Here is a 25981-nt window from a genome sequence, read left to right on the forward strand (position 1 = left end):
ACCTTCAGCTTGTTTGTCTCATTGAGCGACTTCGTCATCTACTTCGGCGAGGGGGACGATGACTTTCTCGCGCATCCGCTTCTTGACACCGTCGCCAAAACACTGGGGTTACGAATCGACATTCGAAAACTCTATGACGACTATTTCTGCGGCGACGAGGCCGTTCTTGGGCACACCCACGTGTTCCATGGACTCTCAAGAGAAAAGGACATCTTTGTGCTGGATCTTCGCCCCGGCGATGATCAGCTGGACATTGTGCATCTCGCAGTCATCTGCAGCCCTGCCACCCGGGACCCTGTTCGATATCAATTGAGGCTGTTCTTCGATGCCGCTTCCTGCCCGATCTCGTATCACGAGTCCCACGGCACTGGATACGTCCGCAACCTACTGGACGCCAATCAATATCCGGGCCATGACTACGCAAGGAACCGGCCGCAGGAGCTCAAGTACGCAGCCTCATCGAGCCTTTAGTCGCCAAGCAAATCACCTCAGCACTCTGCTTGAGGCGCCTCCAGGCCCGGCGCGCCACGATACCGATCCGAGCCGAACTGGTCGATTCGGCAAGCAAGCGGACTGGTTTTTCATTTACGAAGAGACGAGAGAGTGCAATGGAAGGAGCAATAACTGCAGCCATAGGCGCTGCGGCAGCTATCGGCGGCGCCGTGATAGGAGGGCTGCTCAGTCGTCGAACGCAAGAACTGAGCGGTCAGAATCTCTTGAATATAGAGCGTGAGAAGATTGAAGCTGCAAGCCTCATGCACTCTCGCACGGAGCGCATGCAGGCGCTACAGAAGATATATCAGGCGATCTGCGATATATCGAGAGAATTCTCCATGACCAAGGTCTTAGCCACACTGGAATCCGGGGTTTCAGCCCAGGAGTTTGATCAGATTTATTTGAGGGAAGCCAAGAAGGTAGATTCCATCAGATTCTTGGCATTGGCCCACGCTGGCGATGTCTCCGGTGACCTGGATCTTCTCTACGCGGCAATGAACCGCTACTGGGGAGCAGTGAGGGCGCTTGTCGGCAGCACAACGAGCCAGCCCGATTCCCGCTTGAGAATCGAGGCTTTCACGGCCATCCAAAAGGAAATTCAGAGTCTTGATGCAGCCGCCGCAAGAGCTTTGCAGAAGATCCGACCGTGAATCAACACAAGGCGCGGATTCATCGGATCATGCGCTTGCGAACGCAACAGAAACCGGGGCGCCCTTCAGGCGCCCCGACCATTCAGTACGGAATCATAACGTCCCGCCTCAGAACCGCAGGTCCGCGCGCAGGTACCAGTAACGCCCCTTCGGGATGTCGTAGGTGGACGCGTCATACCCGTTCAACGAGCACGACAGGCAGATCGGCGGATCCTTGTCGAACGCGTTGTTCAAGCCGGCGCTGAGCTGCAGGCCCTTCATCCAGTCGAACTTGTAGCCCACCTGGAAGTCGTTGTAGGTGGTTGCCGCCAGTTCGTTGGTACCGGCCGCCTGGTCGCTGCACACCGGGAACGCGGCGGCATCGCCGCACTGTTCGGTGAGCTTGGAGATGTGGCGAACGGTCCACGACGCATTCCATGCACCCATGTTCCAGCTCAGCGACGCGTTGCTGGTCCATTCCGGAATCGAGCTGTCGGTGACTTCCACGCCCGGCTCCTGCGGCTGGCGCTGGCCTGCCGCACCCACCGCCTCGTAACGGCCGACGAAGGTGTTCTGCCAGCCGATCTTGAACTGGCCCACATCGGTCTGCGGCAGCGTCCAGAACAGGTCCACGTCCCAGCCGTCGGTCTTTATCGAGCCCAGGTTGGTGAGGCGGTTGTTGAAGCCGCTGACCGCACCGGTGGAGGCACGGGTGATGCCATCGCAGTAGATGGAATCCAGCGTATCCACGCACAGGTCGAGCTGGGTCTGCGCGTTGATGGCCTGGATGGCGCCTTCGATGTTGTGGCGGTAGAAGGTCACTTCCACGTCGAAGCGTTCGGACCACGAGGCGTTGTTGCCGAACCACGGGCTCCACACGAAACCGGCACTGAAGCTGCGCGAGGTTTCCGGATCCAGCTGGTCATTGCCGCCGGTGGTGACCGAGATCTGCGAGTTGGCCTGCTGGAAACCGGTTGGCACGCCCAACGCCGCACAGTTGGCCGCGCTGCCTCGCGGCGGCGTACCGCCCAGACCCACGGAGCACGGATCGAACAGTTGCAGGTCCGCGCGCGCCGCCGAACCGTACAGTTCACCGATGGACGGTGCGCGGAAGCCTTCGGCGTAGCTGGTGCGCAGCACGAAGTCGTCGGTCACCTGCCAGCGCAGGCCGTACTTGGGCGTGAACTCGCCACCGAAGGTGGAGTAATCCGAGTAACGCCCGGCCAGGCTCAGGTCCAGCTTCTCACCGAGCGCGCTCTTGGCGAAGATCGGCACCGCCAGTTCGAGGTACACCTCGTTGACGTCGTACGAACCGGAGGTCGGCAGCGACGGCACGCCGTTGTAGTGGCCGCGCACCGTGATCGGATCGGGCTGGTATTCGCCTTCGTACTTGCGGTACTCGTAACCAGTGGCGAACGACAGCGGCCCGGCCGGCAGCGTGAACAGGTCACTGCTCAGGTTGGCGGTGAACAGCGTGAGCTCGTTCTGGCTCTGGTCGTGCACCACCGGCTGGATCCAGTCCAGCATCGGCCGGGTGATGGTGCCGGGGCCCCCGAAGATGTTCAGCGGCACGCAGCCCGGGGTGGCCGCGCAGATGGCCGGGTCACCCAACGCGATGTTGGCGTTGTAGATGTTGTAGCTGCCGTAGTTGGTCTGTTCGGCCTTGTTCTTGCTGTACATGCCGTTGACGTCCCACGACCAGCTGCGGTCGGCGGCCTGGAACAGGCCCACCAGCCCGGTGGCGAAGTACGTGGTGTTCACTTCCTGCTCGAAGATGCGCGGCCCGCCTTCCACCGGGCGGCGGCCGATCATGCTCAGGTTGCTGGACGAATCCAGGTCGAAGCCGAACGGGTTGTACGGGTTGAGCGCGGAGATGACGATGTTGTCGGCCAGCGGGTTGCCGGTGGCGCCGTCGGGACCGAAGAACAGCGGCTCGGGGCCGGCCTGGTTGGTCGATTCGCGGCGGTTGGCCAGCGCCTTGATGTACCACTGCACGTTGTCGGTGATGTCGAAGCGGAACTGGCCGAAGATGCCCTTGCGCTCGGACGGGGTCAGCAGCAGGTTGTATTCGGCGAAGTTGAAGCGGTCCGCCGTGGTGAAGCAGTGGTAATCGTCGGTGCGGTCGCAACCGCCCACGCCGTTGAAGGTGGGGCTGGTGGCGCCGTTGTTGGGCGTGATGTTGTAGGCGATGCCGGTGTTCGGGTCGGTGAACATGAAGCGGCCGGTCGGGGTGGCCGAGCTGCCGAACGACAGGCCGGTGCCGGGAACCGGGTAGCGCGACTGTTCGCGGGTGTTGGCATACACCGCGTCCTGCTTGGTCCAGCTGGCGCCCAGGAACAGGCTGTAGCGGTCGCCACTGGTGCCCCAGGCCAGGTCCACGTCCTTCTGGGTGCCATCGCCCTTGCTGTACTCACCGTAGTTCACGGTGACCTGGCCGCCGTCGAATTCACGGCGGGTGATGATGTTGACCACGCCGGCAATCGCGTCCGAGCCGTACAGCGACGACGCGCCGTCTTCGAGCACTTCAATGCGCTCGACGATCGCCAGCGGAATGGTGTTGAGGTCGGTGGCCGCGCCCACGCCCGAGGCGGAAGACTCGTTGACCCAGCGGATGCCATCCACCAGTACCAGCACGCGCTTGGCGCCCAGGTGGCGCAGGTCGACCTGGGCCGAACCGGCGCCCACGCCGCTGCCATCGGGCGGGAAGCCGAAGTTGCCCGACGAGTTGAACTTGGCGTTGAGCGCCGAACCGGAACCGGTCAGTTGCTGCAGCACCTCGCCGATGGAATTCAGGCCGGTGCGTTCGATCTCGCTGCGGGTGAGGGTCTGGATCGGCACCTGGCCTTCGACCTCGGCCCGCTTGATGCGGGTACCGGTGACTTCCACCCGGTCCAGTTCGGTGGTGGTGCGGGGAGCATCCTGCGCGGTGGCAAGGGTGGGGACGGACAGCAGGCACAGCGCTACGGCAGCCGCCAAGGGGCGGTAATGCAGGTTGTTCATTCGCTCTCTCTCCAAAGGAATGGCTTGCTGGGACCGCCTCGCCTCCCCCTTGAAGCGCGGCAGCGTCTCCTTTGTAAACAACCTGTAAAGATGAAGGCGTGATGAAAGTGTGTTTTTCACGCGGACCTTACGGATGCGGCACCCAGCGGCGTGTTTGAGCCGACAAACGGCTGCACGGGACCCGAATTCCGGACAAAAGCGCCCTATTCCGTATGGCAGCTCAAGGCGGTGCCCGACCATCGGCACTGCATGCGGGTGGCCGAAGGGGTGTCGTCCTGCACCGGGATGCCCTGTGCCCGCGCGGCCCGGACCCACGCCTGGCGGCTGCGGACATTCTGGAACTGGTACCACCCGACCAGCGACACCGCACCGGCGCGCTGGGCAGCGCTCTGGTCCGGCAGCGGATTGCCGTGGGGGTCGCGGCTTTGACCGGTGAGGTAGGCGGCCCGGCGATGGCTGTTGCCGTCCATGGTGTAGACCGTCCGGGAGCGGTCAGGCCAGACAAGTTCGACCCGCAGCGGGCCCATGCCCAACCTGTCGTACAGCTTCAGCCTGCGCTCGTGCAAGTTCATCGACAGCTCGTCGAGCCGTTGGTAACCGGTGGTGGCCCCGGCCAGGTGGCGGGCCAGCTGCGCGCCAAGGCGGGTCTGCAGCGCAGTGTCCTGCGCCACTGTCACCGCGCTGAGCTGAGGCAGGGTTCGCTCGTGGTCGGCAACGCGCACCCCAACGGAAACCGCCGCCAGTGCAGTCGCGGGCAGCAGTACGCACCCCAGCACAACAAGAACGAGCAAGCAGCCAAGCGACCTCATCGCAGTGCCCCCTATGCGTTGCCTTCTTCATCCTCCTGCGGATAGAGCTCAACCGATAGGCCTATCCCGCTGCAGCGATCCGACCGAGCACTGCCCTATAGAACTGAAACCCACACAATCCGCTCAAGAATGCACTTACATAGAACTCCACTTCGCCAACGGTCTCACGTGGACATCGGCATCTGCCGATACCCCACTTGGCCAGCCACTAGACGGGCCATTTACTCTGGCACTGCGAAATGCTGTAGTTCCAGCTTCCACCCTGATCCAAGCAACCATCAATTGACAACTGCCTACGCAGCCAGAATCCAGCCCACAACAGCAACACAACGATCACCACCAGTATGATCAATTTTGACTTTCGCTTCATCATCGTCAGTAGCTTGGTGGAAGGCCGGACCCTTGAGAGCGCCAGCCCTAGCTCCATCGAAACGTACGCCGCACCCAGCACGGCCAGATAGAGCCATCCTGACGCCACGCCCGGGCCACAGAGGGTCGAGGTCAAACACTTGGCGACTCGAATGAACACCACCGCATCCAAACCGAGAGTTGCCAAGGCCGCCACAACCGACAACGCGCCCAGATAGTCCTTTGAACCACCGCGAGTTGTGGCGCGTCCACGCGCGCGACGAAGGACCTGACTCACTCGAAGTGGAACAAGGCCGACAGACAGCAGCCCAATCCCTCCCAGGGTGTGCAGCGCAAGATCCACGACAGACGTGCCCATAGCTCCTTCCTTGTGAGCCGAGTATGGCCTTAGGTACTTTACTGAGCGGCTCAAGTTCAAGGCATTACGAATGCATCCACATCATTGCGAAGCAGCACTTCCCGTGACGCAACCTTGCCGTTCGCGAGTGCCACGAAACCAAGCCTCACGTGTAGTGCCGGCTCATAGTCAGCGCAATGAATCACTCATAAGAACCTCCGGCTCATCACCAGAAATCACGTCAATCACCCCCTCACCAATCATTAGAATGAAGTGTGACAATTGATTACTGGAACGAGTCCCCAGTGATTCATCAACGTAATAGCTCTTCAACGAACCTTCGTTACATCGAACCAATGCCCCTCGCTTGTCTCCCATATCGGCGAAAAGTCTCAGCCTCACACCCTCATCAGAAACGCAGATGAAATCCACGGAAGAAAACGAGATTTCCAACGCCACACAATCGTCACCATCTCGCCCTTGAATCACTACACGGCCATCGTCGAAGACGACGTTGGAACTGGATGGCCTTGGTAGCAGGCCGAGCAGAACCTCATACTTATTTGACATAGCGCACCTTCACCCGCGCTCTGTCCCCGGGCCGTATCTCTATCGCAGGCGACCCGTCCGAAGATGTAGGACGCACAGCAGCTGCCAAAAATTTCATGCATACACATCAAATGCAAGATTGATATTTAGATCAGCCAATTTCTTCAAAGTATCATAATCCAGGACAAACCCTGAATTACCATCCGAGAACCATCCGATGAAGTACTCCAACCTTCCGCCCGTTTCCTTCAGGTGGCGCAGAAATTCAGCCTTTCCGACCAACTGGGCGGTCACCTCCTCAACAGCAACTTCGAATGAAGCACCGGCTGAGCACTCATGGGTCCAGTACGTTTCTCCTCTGAATCCGGCGAGTGGCGCCCCCTTCGGAGTGACCCTTTTGTCGCCGGCGGTATATGAGACTTTCGGAAGCAAGCCGAGCCCTCTGGAGATGGCATCACTCTGGATTTCAGGGTGCCACACCCTCAGGGAAATTTTGAATCGCGCAGATTTATTCACGGAAGATAATCCTCAAATGAACCCTGATCACTTCCCACTCCACCTTCATTGATCCAAACGTTGCCGTCCGGGCTGATCCCAACCCAATCCTTGGGACCCGCATTGACGCCATCCTTGATGCCATGGATGTCATCTTTACTAAGGCCTGGCCACTGGTCGATGGGCCTTGTTCCGGCTGGGCAGTCATCAGGGCGCTGCTCCCGGGAGGGTTTAGATCCATGATTACTCTTTTTGCTTAAGTAGCCATTGAATGCAGACAGTGCACCTATCATCGCGGAAGAGGCGATTCCTGGGTAGGAGTTTTTCGGAAAGGCCCCAATCATGGGAGTCACGGGATACGAACCGGGGTAGCCCGCATCCGCGACAGGATATCCACTGTGGTCGACCCAGGATCCGCCTACTGGCCCAGGTGCAGGCCGCGGCACAAATCGCTGCAGGCCTTTGGGGTCGATTGCTTTCATTGGGTTCCCACCCACGTACGCGTAGGTACTCGCTCCCCCCTTCAGCCCAATGGGGTCACTCTGGGAATAGCGCCCTACGTTTGAATCGTAGTCCCGGTGATAGTTATAGAACAACCCGGTCGCACCGGTAGCCTGTTGTCCTGGAAAACGCAGCGGGAGATCGAACACGACGCCGTCTCCGTCCGGGTCGCTGCTTGGCTCCTGGGCGCCAAACACTTCACTTTTGCTGCTCCATTCCCAAATTGGCACGTCGCGAGTGGGATCGACGACTATGCGAGGGGCCCTCAGATGATCGGGCTGGACGTAACCCAGGGTCGCTTCACCATTGCTCAGAACCGTGATCACTGCCACCGGGTAGTCTCCGAGCCAGATTGCCTGGTGCAGCGCTGACCCGCCAGCTGCGTAATTGCCCAGCCACTGGCCGGTCTCGTCATAGACTGTGATCTGGGCTTCGCTGGCGCTGGGCGTACGTAGTACCCGCTCCCCGCGATGGTTGTAAGCGTAGGCCTCCACTGCCTCGCCATTCTGTCTGACCTGGCTCGTCCGATTGGCATCGTTGTACACCAGCTCTTTCCCGTCCAGGCTGATCGTATTACCCGTGGCGTCATAGTGGCGCACGGCGCCATCCACTGCGATTAGACGATGGCTGTCGAGGGGGTAGGCGTAGCTCGCCGTGCCAGATGATGATGCGAGCGAGGTACGGTTCCCGGTGGCGTCGTACGTGTACGTTTCAATCGGCGTGCCCGTGGGGCCATCCTGGGTCTGGGTCAGTCGGCCGAGCGCGTCGTAGCTATACCTGGCTAGGATCGTGCTGCCAATTCCGTCCTTCAACTCGGTGACGTTGCCCACGGAGTCATAGCCAAAGCTCAGCGAGAGGCCGCCCGGGGCTGGATCGTGGACGGCTTGCGGACGGTAGTCGGTATCCACCGGACGCTGGAGCTGGCGGCCATTGCCGTAAGTCCAACCGGTGGCCGGGCCGAAGGGTGCATGGGTGACGTTGGTTACTACCACGTGCCGTGCCTGGCTGGGGCGCGTCAGGCCTATCTCCGTGATGCGACCCAGGCTGTCTCGTACATAGTCGGCCACGCTGCCATCGGGGTAGGTCAGCTGGGCCAGTCGACCAGCGGTGGTGTATGCGTACCGCACGGTTCTGCTGACACCATTTACCGTCTGCACCTTACGGGTGACTTGCCCGAAGCGGTCATGGCAGTACGCGGTACTCCCCGCTGCGTGCTGCACGTGCCCCAACCGGCCCTTGGCGAAGCGTTCGTTGGCCTCGCAGACCGCGGGTGCGGTGTCGTAGGTGTAGTCAACGTCCAGGTTGGGGTCCGGATAGGCAATCCCGGTCAGGCGGTTGAGCGCGTCATAGTGATAGGTGGCGGTGATGCCACGGGCGTCGGTGCGGGTCTTGCGGTTCCCGGCCGCATCCACGGTGAAGCCCGTCGTTCCGCTGTCCGGACTTACCTGCGCGGTGTGGTCTCCAAAGCCGTTGTAGGCATAGGTGGTGTGCAGACCCTTCGGGTCGGTGACCTGGGTGACCTGGTCCAACGCGTTGTAGCTGGATTTGATCTCGGCCTCGATGCCCCCTACATCCTGCAGGGTGCGGGCGAGACGTCCCAGCGGGTCGTGCTGCTGGGTGGTGACCCGCTGCAGGGCGTCGGTCAGACTGGCGGGGTTGCCTTCAGGGTCATACGTGAAGACGGTGGCGTGGTTGCCGGCGTCCTTCAGCGTGGTCAGTTCGCCCAGCGTGTTGTAGATGCGGGACAAGGTGCGGCGCAGCGTGCCGGCGGCATCCACCGTGTCTTCCTTGAGGCGATTGCCGGCGTTGTCCAAGGTGTAATGGAGGGTATTGCCGGCATTGTCGGCAATGTCGGTCAGCCGCTGAGCAGCGTCGTAGACATAGGTGACCGTGCTGCCATCCGGCTCGACTACCTCCTGCACTTGGCCGGTGGGCCAGTAGCTGATTTGGGTGGTGCGGTTGGTGGCGGCGGAATCGCCCCGCACGGTGACAGAGGTGGGCCAGCCACGCGGATGATAAGTGAAATCAGTGATCACGCCGTTGCTGTCCACCACCGAGAGCGGCCGGCCATTGGCGTCGTACGCCAACGTCTGTGCGCTGTTTCCCGCTGCGTTGGTCACGCTCAGCAGGTCGCCCTTGCGGAAGTTGCACGTGCCGGTGCCACCGGGAGCGCAGCCGGCGTCGTCGGCCGCATAGTAGCCGTAGGTAACCAGATCATTTGCGTCAGTGCGTGGACCATCCACCTGCTTGAGCAGGCCCAGTACCGGGCAGGTACCGCCGGACGCCACATCCGCTGCCTCGCAGTAGCTCAGCGTGGTGGTGCGAAGCTCGTCGGTGGTGATATCCCTCACCGCAATGCTGGTTGGCTGCAGACGGGTGTTGCGGGTGATGCGTGTCTCGCGATCACCCACCCTGCTGAGTATCACGCGGTTGCTGGTCGCATGCGTGCGCGTTTCGATCGTCCGCTGTTCCGGCAGGCCCACGGCCTCGGTCGTGATCTGCACGTTGACCGACTGGCCGCCCACCGGGTCTGTTCCGGTGCTGTAGGCGTACCTGGTCTGTATCCCCCGACGGTCGGTGACCGTGTCCAGCCTGCGGCGGAAGTCCTGGGCTGCGGGGTAATAGGTACGGCTGACAGCGCCTTGGGTATCGGTGAGCCCGGTGACCTTGCGCGGATAGCCGCCGTTGGCGGTACCGGTGAGGCCATACGTGGTGACATGGCCAAGGGCATCGGTAACGACGGTGGTACCTGCAGCGGTGTAGACCAGCTGCGTACCATCAATTCCGACATCGGCCTGGCTGCAGTCACTCGAATGGCGGCTGCAGGTCACCCGTCCCTTGGCGTCATAGGCGTACCAGCCGAACCGTTGGTTGTCCTCGGCGGTGACGCCGGTGAGGTACCGCGGAAAGCGGCTGTCTTCGTAGTGGTAGACACGGGTTGCACCGTCGGCATAGGTGGCAGTGGCCACCTGTGCAGTGGGGGTGTAGGTGTAGGACGCTACCATCTGACCCGCCACCGAGATCGCGCTGATCAGGTCGGCACCTTGCGGCGCGTCGTAATGGAATCCCAGCGTGCGGCCGTTTGTGTGGGCAATGGAAGCGAGACGCGCGCGAGGGTCGTAGGCATAGGTCAGCGTCGTACCATCCTCGCGGGCGCGCAACTTCAACCGCCCACCTGCATCGAAGGTCAGAACCTCGTCAGCGCGGAAGAGCTGCCAATCTGTCCCCTGCGGGACGATTCGATCACCACTGCCATCGATGGCTTCGTAGGCAGCGCCCACCTTCTGGAAGGCACCGTGCGTGCCGTCGGCCTGGATCAATCCCACGTTGAGTTCCGTACCCGGCGGGAACGTGGTGGGATCCGTGCCAATCGCCAAGCGCAGATTGTGCGAGTGCGTCCAGCCTTGGCCGAACGCACCACCCGCCGTGGAGGACATGGACTGGAAGTAGCGGGTGAACTGGATCCAGCCATAGTCCAGATCCGGTTCTGGCTGAGTTTTGTTGCCGGTTGTGGGTTCGCACGGATTGCCCACCGGGCACTGGTTGGTCAGCGGCGAGCTGGAATAAGTGCGCAGCTGTGCGCTGCTCTGCTCCTGCATGGGGTCCATGCCGCAGGCGTCCAGATCAGGACGCCAGGCCATGATCGTATTGTTGGGGCATTTGACCGTGCGCGTGCGCTGCACGTACTGCGTGGCCGGCGTGGCGGAGCACGCGCCCGTCGCCGAGTCATGTAACTGCACCACCACCGCGTAATTGGCGTCCTCACCGGTGTTGCTGCCATCCGGGCCGGCGCCTGCGCCACCGCCAGGGATGCCGGTCCAGGCGGCGGGGGTGACTTCCGTCGCCGGACATTGTGGGGACGAGACGAATGCGGTCTTGATTGCCGCGATCAGCGCATCCTCGCTCGCGTAGTCCTGCGAGTTGAGAATGTAATTCCAGTCAGTGCGCTGCAGCGCCTCCGGCTTGATCTGGTAGTCGTACAGGACCTTGTCTTTGGCGACGGTCTGTTTGACGACGTGCCAGCTAAAGGGGCCGCCCGACTGGTAAGAGGCGTAGATGTTCTCGATCGCGCCCTGGACTTCGCCCTCTGTGTTTTTGGGCTGGCTGAATGCGGCCATGGTTTCCCACTTCTTCTCCACTTCCTGCGCGTGCGCGAACGGGGCGATGGAAAGTACGATGAGCGTGACGAGCACGCGTTGGCGCGTGTGGTGCGTGGTTGAGCTGGACATCCCTGTACTCCTTCCTGGAGGCAGACTGCGCGTTTGACTGGAAACATCATTCGGGCGTCACCGCGTGTGCCAACTGTGCGGGCGGTGAGTGACAGGGAGGTTTATGCGCGATGGAAGCGCTGTGGGCAAGACGGGAAAGTGTGACCTTTCGCACCCAATGAAGAGGCCGGGACTGAAACAGCGTTGATTATGGGGTTTGCTTACGCGTCCGCGCGGAGTTTCCCTACGCTGACACGGGCCTGGTAATAGCGGCTGGTTACAGGCGCCGTGTCGGTTTTGGGGTGATCTGCGGGTGTACCGACCAACGGTCGGTACCTACCGGGCATTTGTTGGTGACGCGGGAGCAGCCCGCCGGTTGGCGGGCCGCTGGCTCTGCTACGGGTTCACGAACGCGATCTTTTCCATGTGCGCGTTGTTGGCGGCCGCCAACACCTTGGCCATCACGTCGTACTCGGCGTTGGGGTCGGTGGCGATGCGCAGTTCGGGAACATTGCCGGTGTTGGCTTGGGCGGCGTCCTGCATGCGCTGCTGCAGCGAGTTGACCGCAACCATCTGCCCGTTCCAGCTGACCTGGTTGCTGGCGTCCACGCGCAGTTCGATCGGCGGCGGCGGTGCGGTGGGCGGTACCACGGTAGTGGGTTGCGGCAGGTTGACCGGGATGGGCATGGACACCATCGGGGCGGTCACGATGAAGATGATCAACAGCACCAGCATTACATCCACCAACGGGGTGACGTTGATGTCGGCCAGTGGTCCGGAGTTGCCTGCTGCACTGAATGCCATGGTGAGGGTCCTTGTTGTTGGGTTCCTGCGGGCCGGCCAACGGCCGGCGCTACCGTTTGGTTTGAGTCTCCTGCAGCCGTTGGGGCTGGCGGCTTTGACATTACGCCCGTGCGTGGCGCCTGTTCAGGGGGGCGACGGGTGCCGTTCACCATTGAGTTGGCTTGCCCTCACCGGCCTTCACCCCCGCCCGCTATCCTTTCGGCATGAACCGACTCCCCCTCCTGATCCTCAGTTCCGCCACCCTGCTCGCCTGCACCGGCGTGGGCGCCGATGCCGGCGCCCAGAGCCTGGATGCCCAGCGCGCGCAGATGAAGGCGGCCATCGAGAATGCCGAGCGCGGCCAGTTCGATCCTGCCCAGTCAGCGGGCCTGACCCGGCACCCGTTGTATGGCTGGCTGGAGTTCGCCAACCTGCGCCGCAACATCGATACGGTCACCACTGCCCAGGCCCAGGACTTCCTCAAGCGCTACAACGGCCAGGCCGTGGCCACCAGTTTCCGCAATGTGTGGCTGCCGTCCGTTGCCCGCCGTGAGGACTGGCCCACCCTGCTGGCCAACTGGGCACCCACCGAGAATGTCGGCCTGCGCTGCGCCCAGCTCAATGCGCGCCAGGCTACCGGCAAGGGCGATGCGCAGTGGGTCAGCGAAGCCCAGGCGATCTGGCGCAGCACCGGCAAGTCCCTGCCCGATGCCTGCGACCCGGTGTTCGCGGTGCTGGATGCCAAGGGCGGGCTGAGCGCGGAGCTGCGCTGGGAGCGCATCGATGCCGCTGCCGATGCACAGCAGCCGGCGGTGATGCGCAGTGCCGCACGCGGGCTGCCGGCCGCCGACCTGGCGCTGGCCAACACCTATGCGGCGTTCGTGGACAAGCCCAATGCCAGCGCACTGAACTGGCCGCGCAACGAACGCAGCCGGCGCATCGCTACCGATGGCCTGGCCAAGCTGGCCAAGGCCGACCCGGACGCGACCGAACAGCAGCTACCGCAGTACGCCAACGCGCTGCAGCTGAGCGCCGCCCAGCAGGCGGACGTGAAGTACCAGATCGCGCTGTGGACGGTGGCGTCGTATGGGCCCGATTCCGCACGCCGGCTCAATGCCGTGCCGGATTCGGCGTATGACGAGCGCCTGCACGAATGGCGGGCGCGCGAGGCGATGTCGCGCGGCGATTGGCCGGCCACGCTGGCGGCGATCCGCAAGATGGGCCCGACCCAGCGCAATGACTCGCGCTGGCGCTATTTCGAGGCGCGCATGCTGGACAAGACCGGCAAACGCAACGAAGCGCTGCCGCTGTATCGCGAAGCGGCGCGCGCGGCCACCTTCCATGGCTTCCTGGCCGCCGACCAGCTCGGCCAGAGCACCTACACGCTGTGCCCGGTGGAGCCCAAGGACAGTGCGCAGGCGCAGGCCACGGTGGCGCGTGACCCGGCGATCGTGCGCGCGATGGAGCTGTTCAAGATCGAACGTTCGGGCTGGGCCGTGGCCGAGTGGAACGATGCACTGACCCGCTTCGACACCACCCAGCGCCGCATCGCGGTGGAAGTGGCGCGCGACAACGGCTGGTTCGACCGCGCGGTGTTCTCGCTCGGCAAGACCCCGGAAGAGCAGCGCCTGTACAGCCTGCGCTTCCCGCTGCACCACGATGATGCGATCCGCCGCGAATCGGCGCGCAACGCGATTGACCCGGCCTGGGTGGCCGCCGAGATCCGCGCCGAGAGCATCTTCAACCCGAAGGCGCGTTCGCCGGCCAATGCGATGGGGCTGATGCAGGTGCTGCCGGCCACCGGCGCGAGCGTGGCCAAGACCATCGGCCTGACCAACTACGGCGGTGCGGCCAGCCTGTATGACGCCGACACCAACATCGCCATCGGCACCGCCTACCTGCGCCAGCTGATGAACAAGTACGAAGGCCTGCCGTACGTGACCATCGCCGCGTACAACGCCGGGCCGACCCCGACCGCACGCTGGCAGTCGCAGCGGCCGGGCTTCGATCCGGACATCTGGATCGAGACCATCAGCTACAAGGAAACCCGCGAGTACGTGGCGCGGATCCTGGCCTTCAGCGTGATCTACGACTGGCGCTTGAACGGCGATGCGCTGCCGGTGACCGACCGCATGAACGGGCGGCTGCAGGCGAAGCGGAAGGCGTTCACCTGCCCGACCGATGCGGAGAAGGGCGGCGACTGAGGGCCTGCCAACGGCCGGCGTTGCCGGCCGTGGCATCATGGGCCCATGAAGATCTATCTCGTTGGCGGCGCCGTGCGCGACCGCCTGCTGCAGCGTCCTGCCGGCGACCGCGACTGGGTGGTGGTCGGTGCCACCCAGCCGCAAATGGAAGCGCTGGGCTACAAGGCCGTGGGCAAGGACTTCCCGGTATTCCTGCACCCGGATACGGGCGAGGAATACGCGCTGGCGCGGACCGAGCGCAAATCCGGGCGCGGCTACCGGGGCTTCGTGGTCGATGCCGATCCGTCGGTGACGCTGGAAGAAGACCTGCTGCGCCGCGATTTCACCATCAATGCGATTGCCTGCGATGAGGCCAGCGGTGAGCTGGTTGATCCTTACGGCGGCGTGCGCGACATTGAACAGCGGGTGCTGCGCCATGTGGGCCCCGCCTTCGTGGAAGATCCGCTGCGGGTGCTGCGTGCGGCGCGCTTCATGGCGCGTTTTGCACCGCTGGGCTTAAGCGTGGCACCGGAGACGATGCAGCTGATGCGGCAGATCGCCGACAGTGGCGAGCTGGATGCACTGGTGCCCGAACGGGTCTGGCAGGAACTGCGCCGCGTGCTCGGTTCGGCGCAACCGTCGGCCTTCCTGCGCACGCTGCACGATGCCGGTGCGCTGGGTGCGGTGTTGCCCGAACTGGAAGCGCTGTATGGCGTGCCGCAGCGCGCCGAGTACCACCCCGAAGTGGATACCGGCGTACACCAGGAAATGGTCAGCGATGTCGCCGCGCAGCTGGCGCCGGGCGATGACCTGGTGGGGTTCGCCGCGCTTACCCACGACCTGGGCAAGGCGCTGACTCCGCACGCGGAATGGCCGCGCCATGTGATGCATGAGGAGCGCGGGCTGGAACCGCTGCGTGCGCTGTGTGATCGCCTGAAGGTTCCGCTGGATCACCGCCAGCTGGCCGAGGCGGTGTGCCGCGACCATCTCAACGTGCACCGCATTGATGAACTGCGCGATGGCACGGTGCTGGATCTGCTGGGCCGCTGCGATGGGTTCCGGCGGCCCGAACGGATCGCAAGGATCGCGGTGTGCTGCGAGGCCGACGCGCGTGGCCGTCTCGGCTTCGAGGATCGGCCGTACCCACAGGCCGAAACGCTCAAGCGCCTGCACCAGGCGGCGCTGTCAGTGCAGGCCCGCGACCTGGATCTGGCCCACCTGAAAGGCCCTGCGGTAGGCGAAGCGCTGGCCCAGGCCCGCATCAAGGCCATTGCCGCCGCCCGTCGTTGATCCTACGGATGCACCACGAACAGGCCGCCTGCTCCGGGTGAGCGGGCGAGATCGGCGTCGGACAGGCGCGCCCGCGCGGTAGTGATGAAAAGGCGTCCGTCGTGTGCAAATGCGAGGCTGCCTACGTGCGCGGCAGGTACCGGGATCGAGCGCAGGACCGCACCGTTGGGGGCGAGTTCCACCACCGCATGGCCGCCCCACATCGCCACCCACAGGTGGCCTTCGGGCCCCATCGTCATGCCATCAGGTTTGCCTGGCACGCCGAGGAAGTCGGTCACCACACGCGGTTCGCCCAAGGTGCCGGCGTGGATATCGGCCGGATAGGCGAGCAGTGTGCGTGCCAGCGTATCGATCACGAACAGCGTGCGCTCGTCCGCGGAGAAGGCCATGCCGTTGGCCACGCCCAGCCCCTCTGCCACGCGCTGCGCGGGTGCTTCCGGGCGGGTTGCATGGAACAGCGCGCCACGGCCGGACAACAGGCCGCGATGCATGGAGCCGCCCCAGAGCCCGCCCCGGCTGTCCACCACCATATCGTTGAGCCGGCATCCCGCACCGACATCGATCTCCGGGCCGGCAGTGATGCTTCCCTCCGGCCCCAGCCGCAGGAAGTGTGTCTCGCCATTGCCGACCAGCGCGGACCCCACCCGTCCCAACGCCCACACCGGTTCGGTCAGCGGCACGCGCGTGCACGCCGTACCCTCCCAGCGCAGCAGGCACGGCGCGGTCGGGTCGACCCAGTACAAGGTGCCTTCGGCATCGAAGAGGGGCGACTCGCCCACCATCGTCTGCGCGGCATGCGCCAGCGTCGCCACCGGCGCGGGCGACGCCTGCAAGGCCTGGATCCACGCGGCAGCACGCCGGCCGACGTCATCGGCGGCCCGGCCGGGACGGTACAGATCGGTGCCGACGCCGAAGGCCCGCACACCTGCGTCGCGGTATGCCCCAATGTCGCCGACGCTCGCGCCACCCACGGCGATCAGGGTCACGCCGGCCGGCAGCACCGCCGACAGCGCCGACAACTGCGGTCGCGCGCCATGGGCCGGGAACGCCTTGAGGTGGCGTGCACCGGCGGCGATGGCGGCGAACGCTTCGGAGGCAGTGGCGAACCCGGGCAAGGGGATCATGCCCTTCGCCGCTGCGGCCGCGATCACGGCCGGATCGGTATTGGGCGACACGCAGAACGCGCAACCGGTGGCGGCGAGCTGCTCGACCGCATCGGTGGTCACCACCGTGCCGGCACCGATCAGCATGCGCCCTTCAAAATGCGCTGCCAGCGCGGCGATGGTGGGGAACGGGTCCGGCGAATTGAGGGGCACTTCCGCCAGCCGCACGCCGGCGGTGTACAGCGCCTCCACCACCGCAATCGCTTCGTCGCCGGTCAGCCCGCGCAGGATCGCGATCAGGCCGGTATCGGCCAGGGCACGGTCGAACACCGCATCATGCGCACTCATGCCATCGCCCCCGCTGCCTGGTGCAGTGCCAGGAACCCGCGGGTCGAGGCCTGTTGTGAGGCGATGGGCCTGCCGGAGCTCCCCAGCTCCTGCAGTGCGCGCGCATACAGCGCACACACCGGCGCCGCGCCGATCAACGGCACCTCGTTCAGTGCGTCGGCCCAGCAGCGGCGCACATCGGCGAGTTCCGCGCCGATCAGCAGGCCGCGCAGATAGGAAGCGCCCTCGCGCCGGGCCAGGTCACCCCGGATCACCCGCGCCCGCGCACCGAACAGCAGGGTGGTCAATCCCGCACCGCCCTGCGCGGCACGCACGCCATCGATGAACGCCGCGCCGTCTTCGGCCGGACCGTCAACCACCGATGCCAGCAGACCTGCTGCGGTGAGCCGGTCGAAGATCTCGCCCGACGTCGCGGTCATGAACTCCACCACCACGCCCTGTTCCAGCCGCACCCACTTGCTGTGCGTGCCGGGCAAGGCCACCAGTCCGGTGGCGGGAATCGTCCCGAGCGCGACCATCCCCAACAGCTCGGTTTCCTCCCCGCGCATGATGTCCGGTGCACCATCGCCGCGCCGGCAGGCCAGCCCCGGAACGATCGCCACCGCATGCGCACCGATGTGCACCTCATGCAGGCGCCCGGCGATGGCATCCGGTGATGCCGGGCAGTCCACGTATCCCGCATCACTCCAGCCGATGTTGGAGCCGATCATGCCGCTGGCGTAGATCCGCGAGGCGTGCGGCCATGCCGTTGCCACCTCCTCCAGCAGCGCCTGCATCTGCGACCGCTCCAGCCCGGCAATGCCGCGCGGCTGTTCGATCGTCGCGCTGACGGTTCCGTCGGCATCGATCCGGTACGCGCGGAAGTTGGTGCTGCCCCAGTTGATGCCGATGATGTAATTCGTGTCCTGCACACTCATCGCCGGGTCACCCCTGCACCACCGTCCAATGGAAACACCGAACCGGTGATCCAGCCGCTGCGCGGCGAGGCCAGGAACAACGCCAGCTCGGCGGCATCTCCGGGCGTACCCAAGCGACCCAGCGGATGACGCTGCTCGTTGCTGCGCCGTGCGGCGGCCGGGTCGGCGGCGCGCGCGAACGAGGCCTGCAGCATCGGCGTGTCCACCGACGCCGGCGCGATGGTGTTGACCCGGATGTTGTCCGGGGCAAACTCCAGCGCGGCGGTGCGCGCCATTTCCTCCAGCGCGGCCTTGGAGGCGGCATAGGCCGCCAGCCCCGGGGTGGCGAAACGTGCGTTGATCGAGGACACCAGCACGATGCTGCCACCGCGCCCGCGCATGTCCGGCACCACCTCGCGCATCACCCGCAGCGCACCGAGCACGTTGACCGAGTACACGTCCAGCCAAAGGTCGTCGGTGCTGTCGAGCGTACTGCCCGGCGGGCAGATGCCGGCGCAATGCACCAGCGCATCAAACGGCCCCAGCGCCGTGCGCAGTTCGGCAATGGCGGCTCTGACCGCCTCCGGCGAGCGCAGGTCGGCCACGGCACTGGCGTCCGCCCCGCTCGACTCGCCCTGGTCCAGCGCCGCCACCCGGGCGCCATCGGCGCGCAGCCGCGTCACCACCGCTGCGCCTATTCCGCTGGCCGCGCCGGTCACCAGCACCGTGCGCCCCTGCATTCCCGCCTCGCTCATGCCCTGCCCATCCTTTCCAGAGGAACCATGCTCAGAACCGGTAGGTCAGGCTGGCCTTGTAGGACCGCCCGAACACCACGTTGGTACGCAGGCCTTCGGCATAGCCGTCGAAGGTGCGCTGTTCGCTGTCGAGCAGGTTGTTGCCTTCCAGCTTCAGCGACAGGCGCTCGCTGAAATCGTAGCTCATCGATGCCGACAGGTCCTTGTAGGTATCGTTGTAGATGCCGGTGGACGCCGCCGACAACCCCACCAGGTACTCGTCACGCCAGTTGTAGGCCAGGCGGATGCCGAACGGGCCGTTCTCGTAGTAGCCGATCAGGTTGGCGTTGTTCTTGGACAGCCCCGGGAAGGTCATCGCATTGCCGTTGATGTCGGTGATCGGGGTTTCCGAGTCGATCCAGGTGTAGGTGGCCACCACCCCGAAGCCGTCGAACATGCCGCTGAAGGGCACCTGCGCCAGCAGCTCGGCGCCCTTCACCTTGGCCTTGTCGCCGTTGATCTTGCGCAGCACCAGGAAGTTGACGTTGCTGTAGGTTTCCGCGCTCTGGCGCTGCACGATGAAGGTGGACACATCCTTGTAGAACAGGCCGGCCGAGAGCAGGCCCTGGCCGCCGTAGTACCACTCCAGCGACAGGTCGTACTGGGTGGCCTTGAACGGGTCCAGGTCCGGTGCGCCGCCGCTGCCGGTGCCCGGCGAGGTCTGCACGCCGTTGGCGTCGAACACGGCGTTGTTGTTGAGGGTCACGCCGTTGTTGAGGTCTTCGGTATTGGGGAAGGCGACCACTTTGGCCGCGCCGCCGCGCAGCACCAGGCTGTCGGTGATCTGCAGCTTGGCCACCGCCGAGGGCAGTACGTTGCGGTCATCCCGTTCGAAGTTCGACGGGGTCAGCACGCCGGTGCCGCTGATCAGGTTGCCGCGCGAGGTCAGGTCACGGCCCACGAAGCGCAGGCCGACGTTGCCGCCCAGCGCCATGCCGCCCACCTCGGTGTCCCAGTTGAGCTTGGCGTAGGCCTCGAGGAAGTCTTCATCGACGCTGAAGGTGGCCGAATAGGCCAGCGCGGTATTGGCCGGATCCAGGCACTGCGGGTTCTGCGAGATCTGCGGCAACGTGGTGAAGCTGTCGCAGCCGCCGAAGGTGCCGCGGAACGCCCCCAGGTAATCGCGCGGCAGGCCGGCGAACTCCCCCGGCAGGAAGTCGTTGTTGCTGTACACGCGGATGTACGGATCCATCTGCGTGACCGGAATGCCTCCGGCCGGGCGGATGTCGGCGCGGCGCGGGTCCTGCAGGCTTTCCAGGCGGCTGAAACGCGCGCCGACGTCCAACGAGCGCAGCGGGCCGTTATCGAAGGCCAGGCTCCAGTCGGTGCGCAGCGCGCGCGAGTCGGTCTGCGCGCGCCAGTCGTTGTCGAACAGGATGGACATGCGCCACTGCGCCGGATCGACCACGTTGACGCCACTGACATTGAAGCTGCCGAAGCTGCCGCTGCGCAGGTCGAAGTCGGTGACCGAGGTCAGCCCTGCCATCGGCGCCAGCCGCATGTAGCGCTGGTTGTAGCTGGCGGTGGAACGCCCCCAGTCCAGTTCGGCCGAGCCGGTCACGCGCTCGCCGACCTGGAAGCTGGCGCGCAGCGCGCTGGACAGGGTGTCCGAATCGATGTCGGCCACTTCGGTGTTGAGCAGCACGGTGCCGGAGGATCGGCCGGCCAGCAGGATGTCGTGGTCGGAGTAGACCGCGTTGCTCAGGCCGGCGGATGGATTGAAGGCGATCCAGTAGCGGTCGCGCTCGGCCTTCTGCCGGGAATAGAAGGTATCCCAGGACAGCTCCACGCCATCGGCCGGGCGCCACTGCAGCACCGCGCTCAGGCCCACCTTGGTGCGGTCATCGTCGATGTTCTGCGCGCGCATGTCGGTGCTGCCGAAGCGCGTGCGGGTGGGGTCGGTCGGGTCGTTGAAGCGGGCATATCCGGAGAACGTGTCCAGGCCCTGCTGCACGACGTTGCGGCGGCCGTAGGTGGCCGACAGCAGCGCACCGAAGGTGCGGTCCTCGTTGCGCCGCGAGATCAGCCCGAACGCGTTGTGGCCCCACGAATCGGCCATGTCGTCGTAGGTGCCGGCCAGGCTGACCACGTTCTGGTCGCTGTCGCCCGACAGCGGCTGCCGGGTGTGGATGTCGACGATGCCACCCAGCCCGCCGGAAATCTGGTCGGCGCCGGCCAGCTTGGTGACTTCGAGCCGCGAGATCAGCTCGGAGGGCACCAGCGAGAGCAGGCCGTAGGTGGAGGTGGCCAGCTGGTCCAGGCCGTTGCCGCCGCGCCCGGTGGCATCGACGATCTGGCGGCCGTTGTACAGCAGCACGTTCTCTTTCAGGCCGCGCACCAGGATGTCGCTGCCCTCGCCCATGCCGCGCTCGAGCTGCACGCCGGCCACCCGGCCCAGCGATTCGGCGACGTTGGTGTCGGGCAGCTTGCCGATGTCATCGGCCACGATTGCGTCGACGATCTGCGGCGAATCGCGTTTGAGGTCGCGCGAGGCTTCCAGGCTGCCGCGGATGCCGACCACGCTCACGGCGTCGAGCGTCTGCGCCTGCTGGTCGCCGGCGGTGGTGGTGGTGGCGGGCGGAGCATCCTGTGCGGCGGCCAGCATCGGCGCCAGCAGGCAGGTGCCCAAGGCGGTGAACAAGGTGGAACGTCGAAAACGAAGCATGTATCGGCCCTCTCCCAAGGTAGGGATCCCGCTGCAGGCCCCCGACCTGCCCAGCTGGATCCAGCGCTTTTTCGTCGTTGCTGCTGCGCTGCGGCTTGGCAGCGTGTAGCTAATATAGCAATATGATTTGACCGCGCACGCTGCAATGCAGCGAAGAATCAAGACCCGTCTGTAGCGTCTGCGGTCACTTCCCTTCCATAGTGTTGCTATCCATGGCACACGCTTTCCAACAAGGACCCGGCGCAATGGCCGTTCTGCAAGGTGTCTTCCCGATCCTGCCCAGCATCTTCGACGCGCACGGCGCGCTCGACGAGGCCGGGACCGAAGCCGTGTTCGAGTACATCCTGGCCGCCGGCGCGGCCGGGGTGGTGTTTCCGGGCCTGGCCAGCGAGTACGACATGCTCACGCTGGATGAGCGCCTGCACCTGACGGCCTGCATCGGCCGCTGGAACCGCGGCCGCGTGCCCTTCATCGTCGGCGCCAGCGCGCGCACGCTGGAAGACGCGGTGCGGCTGGCCCAGGCCGGTGGCCAGGCCGGTGCGAGCGCTGCGATGGTGCTCACCCCGCATGCGCTGGCCGGTGATGCCGAGGGCATGGCCGCGTTCTTCAGCCGCCTGGCCAGCGAATCGGGCGTGGCGGTGATGCTGCAGAACGCACCGGCGCCGATGGGCGTCGGGCTGGGCGTCGACGAGGTGGTGGCACTGACCGCGCGCGTCCCCGCCATTGAATACGTCAAGGAAGAAACGATGCCCTCGGGGCATCGCATCACCGCGTTGTCCGAACGCGCCGGCAGCAGCGTGCGCGCGGTGTTCGGCGGCGCCGGCGCCCGTTATGTACTGGATGAACTCACGCGCGGGGCGGTCGGCACGATGCCGGCCTGCGAAATCACCGAGGTCCACGTGGCGATGCTGGCGGCCTGGGCGGCGGGCGATCAGTCGCGTGCGCGAACGTTGTTCGAACGCACCCTGCCGCTGCTCAGCATGCAGGCGGTGTTCCGCTGGCGCCTGACCAAAGCCATCCTGCTGCGCCGCGGCCTGATCGGCAGCGACCATGTGCGTGCCCCGGGACCGGCGCTGGACCGCTTCGATGCGCGCGAACTGGATATCCTGCTGGATCGCATCAGCGACCTGCTGCCGTTGGACACCGTCCCCGGGCAGGCACGGAGAAGCCACGCGTGAGCCAGGTCACCCAGGTTGAAACCTTCATCCTCACCGTTCCGCGCACCACGCCCTATCTGGGGCCGCTGGGGCCGGGCGAGCGGGTCAACTCCCGCGGCTACCTGGTGCGCAAGGGCAACGGGACGCTCTACCCCACCGTGGACCGCTCGGTGCTGGTGCGCGTCACCACCGCCGATGGCGCGGTGGGCTGGGGCGAAACCTATGGCATCTGCGCGCCGCGCGCGACCTGCGAGATCATCAACGACCTGCTTGCGCCGGAACTGATCGGGCGCGAGCCGGACGACGTGGAGCAGATCTGGGACGACCTGTACGGGCTGATGCGCGTGCGTGGCTGCGGCAGCGGGTTCCACACCGATGCGCTGGCGGCGCTGGACATCGCCCTGTGGGACCTGCGCGCGCGTGCGGCCGGCCAGCCGCTGTGGGCGCTGCTGGGTGAGCGGCGGCGCGACACCATTCCCGGTTATGTATCGGGCCTGCCGGCGGCAACGGTCGCGGAGAAGGTGGCGATGGCGCGCGCGTTTGCGGCGCAGGGCCACGATGCCTTCAAGGTGCATGCCGTGGTCAGCCATGAGGGCATCGTCGAAGAAATGCAGGCGCTACGCGCCGAGCTGGGCGATGCGGTGCACCTGATGGTGGACCTGCACTGGAAGTTCGATCACGCGCAGGCATTGGCCCTGGCAGGGCAACTGCTGCCGGCGCAGCTGACCTTCATCGAAGCACCGCTCAAGCCCGAGGATGTGGCCGGGCTGATCGCGCTGGGAAGCGAGAGCCCCATTCCCGTCGCCGCCGGCGAAGAGTGGCCCACCGACCACGTCGCGCGGTTGCGGCTGGTCGGCGGAACGCTGGCCTACGTGCAACCGGAGATGGGCCACACCGGCATCACCCAGTTCCTGCGCATTGCCCACCTGGCAGCAACGCACGGGGTGCAGGTCGCGCCGCACGCCACCATCGGCGGCGGCATCTTCATGGCGGCCAGCCTGCATGCATCAACGGTCATCGAAGGCCTGTGGCGCCACGAGTGGCAGCACTCCATCTTCTCGCGCTCGGTGGAGATGCTCGACACCGACATGGCGTATGCGCGCGAGGGTTACACGCTGCCCTCCGGTCATGGCCTGGGTGCACAGCCGAACGCGCGCTTCTGGCAACACGCGGAACTCGTAGCCTGAGCGGAAGGGCCGGACACGGTCCGGCCCTTCTCAACCTGCCGCCACCGCCTCGGCGTCCGGGCCAACCAGCGTCATTCGCGAACGCTTGGCTTTTCTCAGCGCGGTCCACGCCAGCAGCACTGCGATGGGGTGCAGGAACGCCATCAGCACGAACGCGCGGTCGAAGTTGCCGTCTGCCACCAGGTGGCCCACCACCTGCGCCGAGACCATGCCGCCGAGTGCACTGCCGCAGCCCACCAGCCCCGCCACCGACGCGATGTAGCGCGACGGGAACAGATCCACCGTCATCGCGGTGAGGTTGATCTGGTAGGTCAGGTGCGCGAAGGTCACCACGCACGCCAGCGCGAGCAGCAGCGGAATCGGCGGATGCAGCGCCACCAGCATGCCGATCGGCGCCAGGCACGCTGCACCGATCATGGTGGTCAGGCGTGCCCGCACCGGGCTCATGCCGCGTTTGACCAGTCGTCCTGATATCAGGCCACCGCCCACGCTGCCGATGTCGGCGGCGACATAGACGATCCATGCCAGCGAGGCGATCGCGGCCAGGCTCATGCCGCGGGCGTCGCCCAGGTATTTGGGGAACCAGAACAGGTAGAAGTACCAGACCGGATCCGCCACCGCGCGCGAGGCGACCAGCGCCCACACCGTGCGGTCGCGCGCCAGCCGGCCCCAGACGCCTTTCATCGACGCCGCCGGTGCGGTTGCCGCGGGTGTTTCCAGCGCCGGCGTGGCGACCGCCTCGACCGTTGCGGCCGCAGGCACCTCGGTGGCCGCCTGTCGCGCCGGGCGCGGATAGACGAAGTACCACGCAATCATCCACAGCAGCCCGGCCACGCCGGTGATCCAGAACGCGCTGCGCCAGCCGTAGGTCAATGCAATGCCGCCGATCAACGGCGGCGCCAGCGTCGCGCCGATCATCGCACCGGCGGTGTACAGGCCCAGCGCCAGGCCACGCTGCGGCGCCGGGAACTGCTCCGACACCACCTTGGTGCCCACCGTGTAGTTGCCCGGCTCACCCAGCCCCAGCGCGAAGCGCGCCGCGCCCAGCTCGAACGCACTGCGTACGAAGCCGGTGGCGATGTTGGCCAGCGACCACCAGCCCACGAACAGCAGCAGCGCCACGCGCGCGCCCAGCCAGTCGGTAACCCGCCCCGCCATCACGTAGGCCGCCGCGTAGGCGAACAGGAACACCTGCACCACGCGGGCGTATTCCAGGTCGCTCATGCCCAGGTCGGCCTGGATGGTGGTGGCCAGGATCGACAGCGCCTGCCGGTCCAGGTAGTTGATCACCGTGGAAAAGAACAGCAGCGCCAGCAGCACCCACTTGGTGTTCCTGCCGCCGGTCATGCGCCCGCACGCTTGGACATTGCCGATGCCTCCCCTTCGGAAGGCTGCAACGTATTGCTATTGTAGCAACATGTCAAACCGCACTGCGGCAAAGTCCTCAGCCGATCTCGGCGGCCGCCGCGCGCAATGCCGCCACCAGTTCTTCGGTAGCCGATTCGGGGATCCAGCCGGACATCGCGATGCCCGCATGCACCGGATCGCCCATGGCGATGGCCACGATGTGGTGGTCGCGCTCGTCGGCCACGTGCACGCGTGCATGCCCCTGCCGCCTGGTCTGTTCCAGGGTGGCCAGCAGCTGCTCGATCCCCTCCGGGAACATCGGGATGGGGCGGTCGGCGTACAGCTCGCGCACTTCCTCATCGGACAGCTGCGCCAGCAGCACGATGCCGATGCCGCTGGTGGTCGCCGGCAGCAGGCCGATGCGGCCCAGGCCCCGCGCCGCCTCGATTCCCGGCGGCGCATGGAACAGGTAGCTGACGCTGTCGTTCCACAGCACGCCCAGCGCCACGGTATGGCCGAACCGCCGCAGGTGCTCGAGCACGGGCAGCGCGCGGCGGATCAGCCCGGAGGCGAACAGGCTCTGCGCGGCCAGCACGTGCATGCCTGGGCCGGCGGTGTATTTGCGGTCGGCGGTCTGCCGGGCAATGCCCAGGTAGGCCAGCGTCTTGAGCAGCCGGTTGACCCGGGTGGGGTTGGCATCCAGCTGCCGGGCCAGCTCGCGGCAGCCCACCGGCTCGGGCGAGGACGCCAGCGCCTGCAGGGTCGCGATACCGTCGATCAGGCTCTGGTTGGGCTGGGCATTGGGCTTGGTTCGCATCCGGAAAGCGTACTTCCCC

At 65.4% G+C, this 25981-nt stretch carries 19 protein-coding genes; 6 read left to right on the plus strand and 13 right to left on the minus strand.

Translation table 11 applies throughout. The annotated features are described in order from the left end of the window. Positions 1–21 precede the first annotated feature (21 nt). Both NMB40_RS14885 and NMB40_RS14890 read left to right on the plus strand, forming a co-directional pair. The gene (locus NMB40_RS14885; protein WP_494358920.1) at positions 22–471 is read left to right on the plus strand and encodes a hypothetical protein; all 450 of its coding nucleotides are present in this window, start codon (positions 22–24) and stop codon (positions 469–471) included. Between the two features lie 137 nt (positions 472–608). Continuing rightward, positions 609–1145, plus strand: coding sequence for a hypothetical protein (locus tag NMB40_RS14890; RefSeq protein WP_494358921.1), 537 nt, complete (start codon positions 609–611; stop codon positions 1143–1145). A gap of 108 nt (positions 1146–1253) precedes the next feature. Here NMB40_RS14890 and NMB40_RS14895 read toward each other — a convergent pair whose 3' ends face one another. From NMB40_RS14895 to NMB40_RS14925, 7 genes are all read right to left on the minus strand, one after another. Next, positions 1254–4124, minus strand: a complete 2871-nt coding sequence (locus NMB40_RS14895; RefSeq protein ID WP_494358922.1) for a TonB-dependent receptor — start codon at positions 4122–4124, stop codon at positions 1254–1256. Between the two features lie 203 nt (positions 4125–4327). After that, complete coding sequence (locus NMB40_RS14900) at positions 4328–4915, minus strand: hypothetical protein (protein ID WP_494358923.1); 588 nt, start codon at positions 4913–4915, stop codon at positions 4328–4330. Positions 4916–5141: 226 nt separating this feature from the next. Next, positions 5142–5660, minus strand: coding sequence for a hypothetical protein (locus tag NMB40_RS14905; RefSeq protein WP_494358924.1), 519 nt, complete (start codon positions 5658–5660; stop codon positions 5142–5144). 168 nt (positions 5661–5828) lie between these two features. Further along, on the minus strand, positions 5829–6209 hold the full coding sequence (locus tag NMB40_RS14910; protein ID WP_494358925.1) for a hypothetical protein: 381 nt from the start codon (positions 6207–6209) through the stop codon (positions 5829–5831). 93 nt (positions 6210–6302) lie between these two features. Continuing rightward, a complete protein-coding gene (locus NMB40_RS14915; RefSeq protein ID WP_494358926.1) occupies positions 6303–6704 on the minus strand; it encodes a DUF4279 domain-containing protein in 402 nt (133 codons plus the stop codon). Continuing rightward, the gene (locus NMB40_RS14920) at positions 6701–11413 is read right to left on the minus strand and encodes an RHS repeat-associated core domain-containing protein (RefSeq protein WP_494358927.1); all 4713 of its coding nucleotides are present in this window, start codon (positions 11411–11413) and stop codon (positions 6701–6703) included. Before NMB40_RS14920 ends, NMB40_RS14915 begins: the two co-directional genes overlap by 4 nt. A gap of 375 nt (positions 11414–11788) precedes the next feature. After that, entirely contained in the window at positions 11789–12196 is a 408-nt protein-coding gene (locus NMB40_RS14925; RefSeq protein WP_282244271.1) for an ExbD/TolR family protein, read from the minus strand. A 203-nt stretch (positions 12197–12399) separates the two neighbouring features. Between NMB40_RS14925 and NMB40_RS14930 the strand changes: the two genes are divergently transcribed. Both NMB40_RS14930 and NMB40_RS14935 read left to right on the plus strand, forming a co-directional pair. Further along, entirely contained in the window at positions 12400–14379 is a 1980-nt protein-coding gene (locus tag NMB40_RS14930) for a transglycosylase SLT domain-containing protein (protein WP_494358928.1), read from the plus strand. A gap of 45 nt (positions 14380–14424) precedes the next feature. Then, the gene (locus tag NMB40_RS14935) at positions 14425–15648 is read left to right on the plus strand and encodes a multifunctional CCA addition/repair protein (protein WP_494358929.1); all 1224 of its coding nucleotides are present in this window, start codon (positions 14425–14427) and stop codon (positions 15646–15648) included. Between the two features lie 2 nt (positions 15649–15650). Here the strand turns inward: NMB40_RS14935 and NMB40_RS14940 are convergent, their stop codons facing one another. Genes NMB40_RS14940 through NMB40_RS14955 form a run of 4 tightly spaced genes read right to left on the minus strand, consistent with a single transcriptional unit; the run spans position 15651 to position 21454 of the window. Next, the gene (locus NMB40_RS14940; RefSeq protein ID WP_494358930.1) at positions 15651–17099 is read right to left on the minus strand and encodes a 2-dehydro-3-deoxy-6-phosphogalactonate aldolase; all 1449 of its coding nucleotides are present in this window, start codon (positions 17097–17099) and stop codon (positions 15651–15653) included. Beyond that, positions 17096–18016, minus strand: a complete 921-nt coding sequence (locus NMB40_RS14945) for a 2-dehydro-3-deoxygalactonokinase (protein WP_494358931.1) — start codon at positions 18014–18016, stop codon at positions 17096–17098. The genes NMB40_RS14940 and NMB40_RS14945 overlap by 4 nt, the downstream gene beginning before the upstream one ends. Further along, the gene (locus NMB40_RS14950) at positions 18013–18750 is read right to left on the minus strand and encodes an SDR family NAD(P)-dependent oxidoreductase (RefSeq protein WP_494358932.1); all 738 of its coding nucleotides are present in this window, start codon (positions 18748–18750) and stop codon (positions 18013–18015) included. Before NMB40_RS14950 ends, NMB40_RS14945 begins: the two co-directional genes overlap by 4 nt. A 31-nt stretch (positions 18751–18781) precedes the next feature. Continuing rightward, positions 18782–21454: a TonB-dependent receptor gene (locus NMB40_RS14955; RefSeq protein ID WP_494358933.1), complete on the minus strand. Its 2673-nt coding sequence runs from the start codon at positions 21452–21454 to the stop codon at positions 18782–18784. 245 nt (positions 21455–21699) lie between these two features. Between NMB40_RS14955 and NMB40_RS14960 the strand changes: the two genes are divergently transcribed. Then, positions 21700–22632: a dihydrodipicolinate synthase family protein gene (locus NMB40_RS14960; RefSeq protein WP_448143565.1), complete on the plus strand. Its 933-nt coding sequence runs from the start codon at positions 21700–21702 to the stop codon at positions 22630–22632. Then, complete coding sequence (locus NMB40_RS14965; RefSeq protein ID WP_494358934.1) at positions 22629–23798, plus strand: mandelate racemase/muconate lactonizing enzyme family protein; 1170 nt, start codon at positions 22629–22631, stop codon at positions 23796–23798. The genes NMB40_RS14960 and NMB40_RS14965 overlap by 4 nt, the downstream gene beginning before the upstream one ends. A gap of 30 nt (positions 23799–23828) precedes the next feature. Here the strand turns inward: NMB40_RS14965 and NMB40_RS14970 are convergent, their stop codons facing one another. Both NMB40_RS14970 and NMB40_RS14975 read right to left on the minus strand, forming a co-directional pair. Next, complete coding sequence (locus NMB40_RS14970; protein WP_448143567.1) at positions 23829–25145, minus strand: MFS transporter; 1317 nt, start codon at positions 25143–25145, stop codon at positions 23829–23831. 97 nt (positions 25146–25242) lie between these two features. Further along, a complete protein-coding gene (locus NMB40_RS14975; RefSeq protein WP_354276401.1) occupies positions 25243–25962 on the minus strand; it encodes an IclR family transcriptional regulator in 720 nt (239 codons plus the stop codon). Between the last annotated feature and the right edge of the window lie 19 nt (positions 25963–25981).

This window comes from Stenotrophomonas sp. FBCC-B152 (assembly GCF_059134105.1).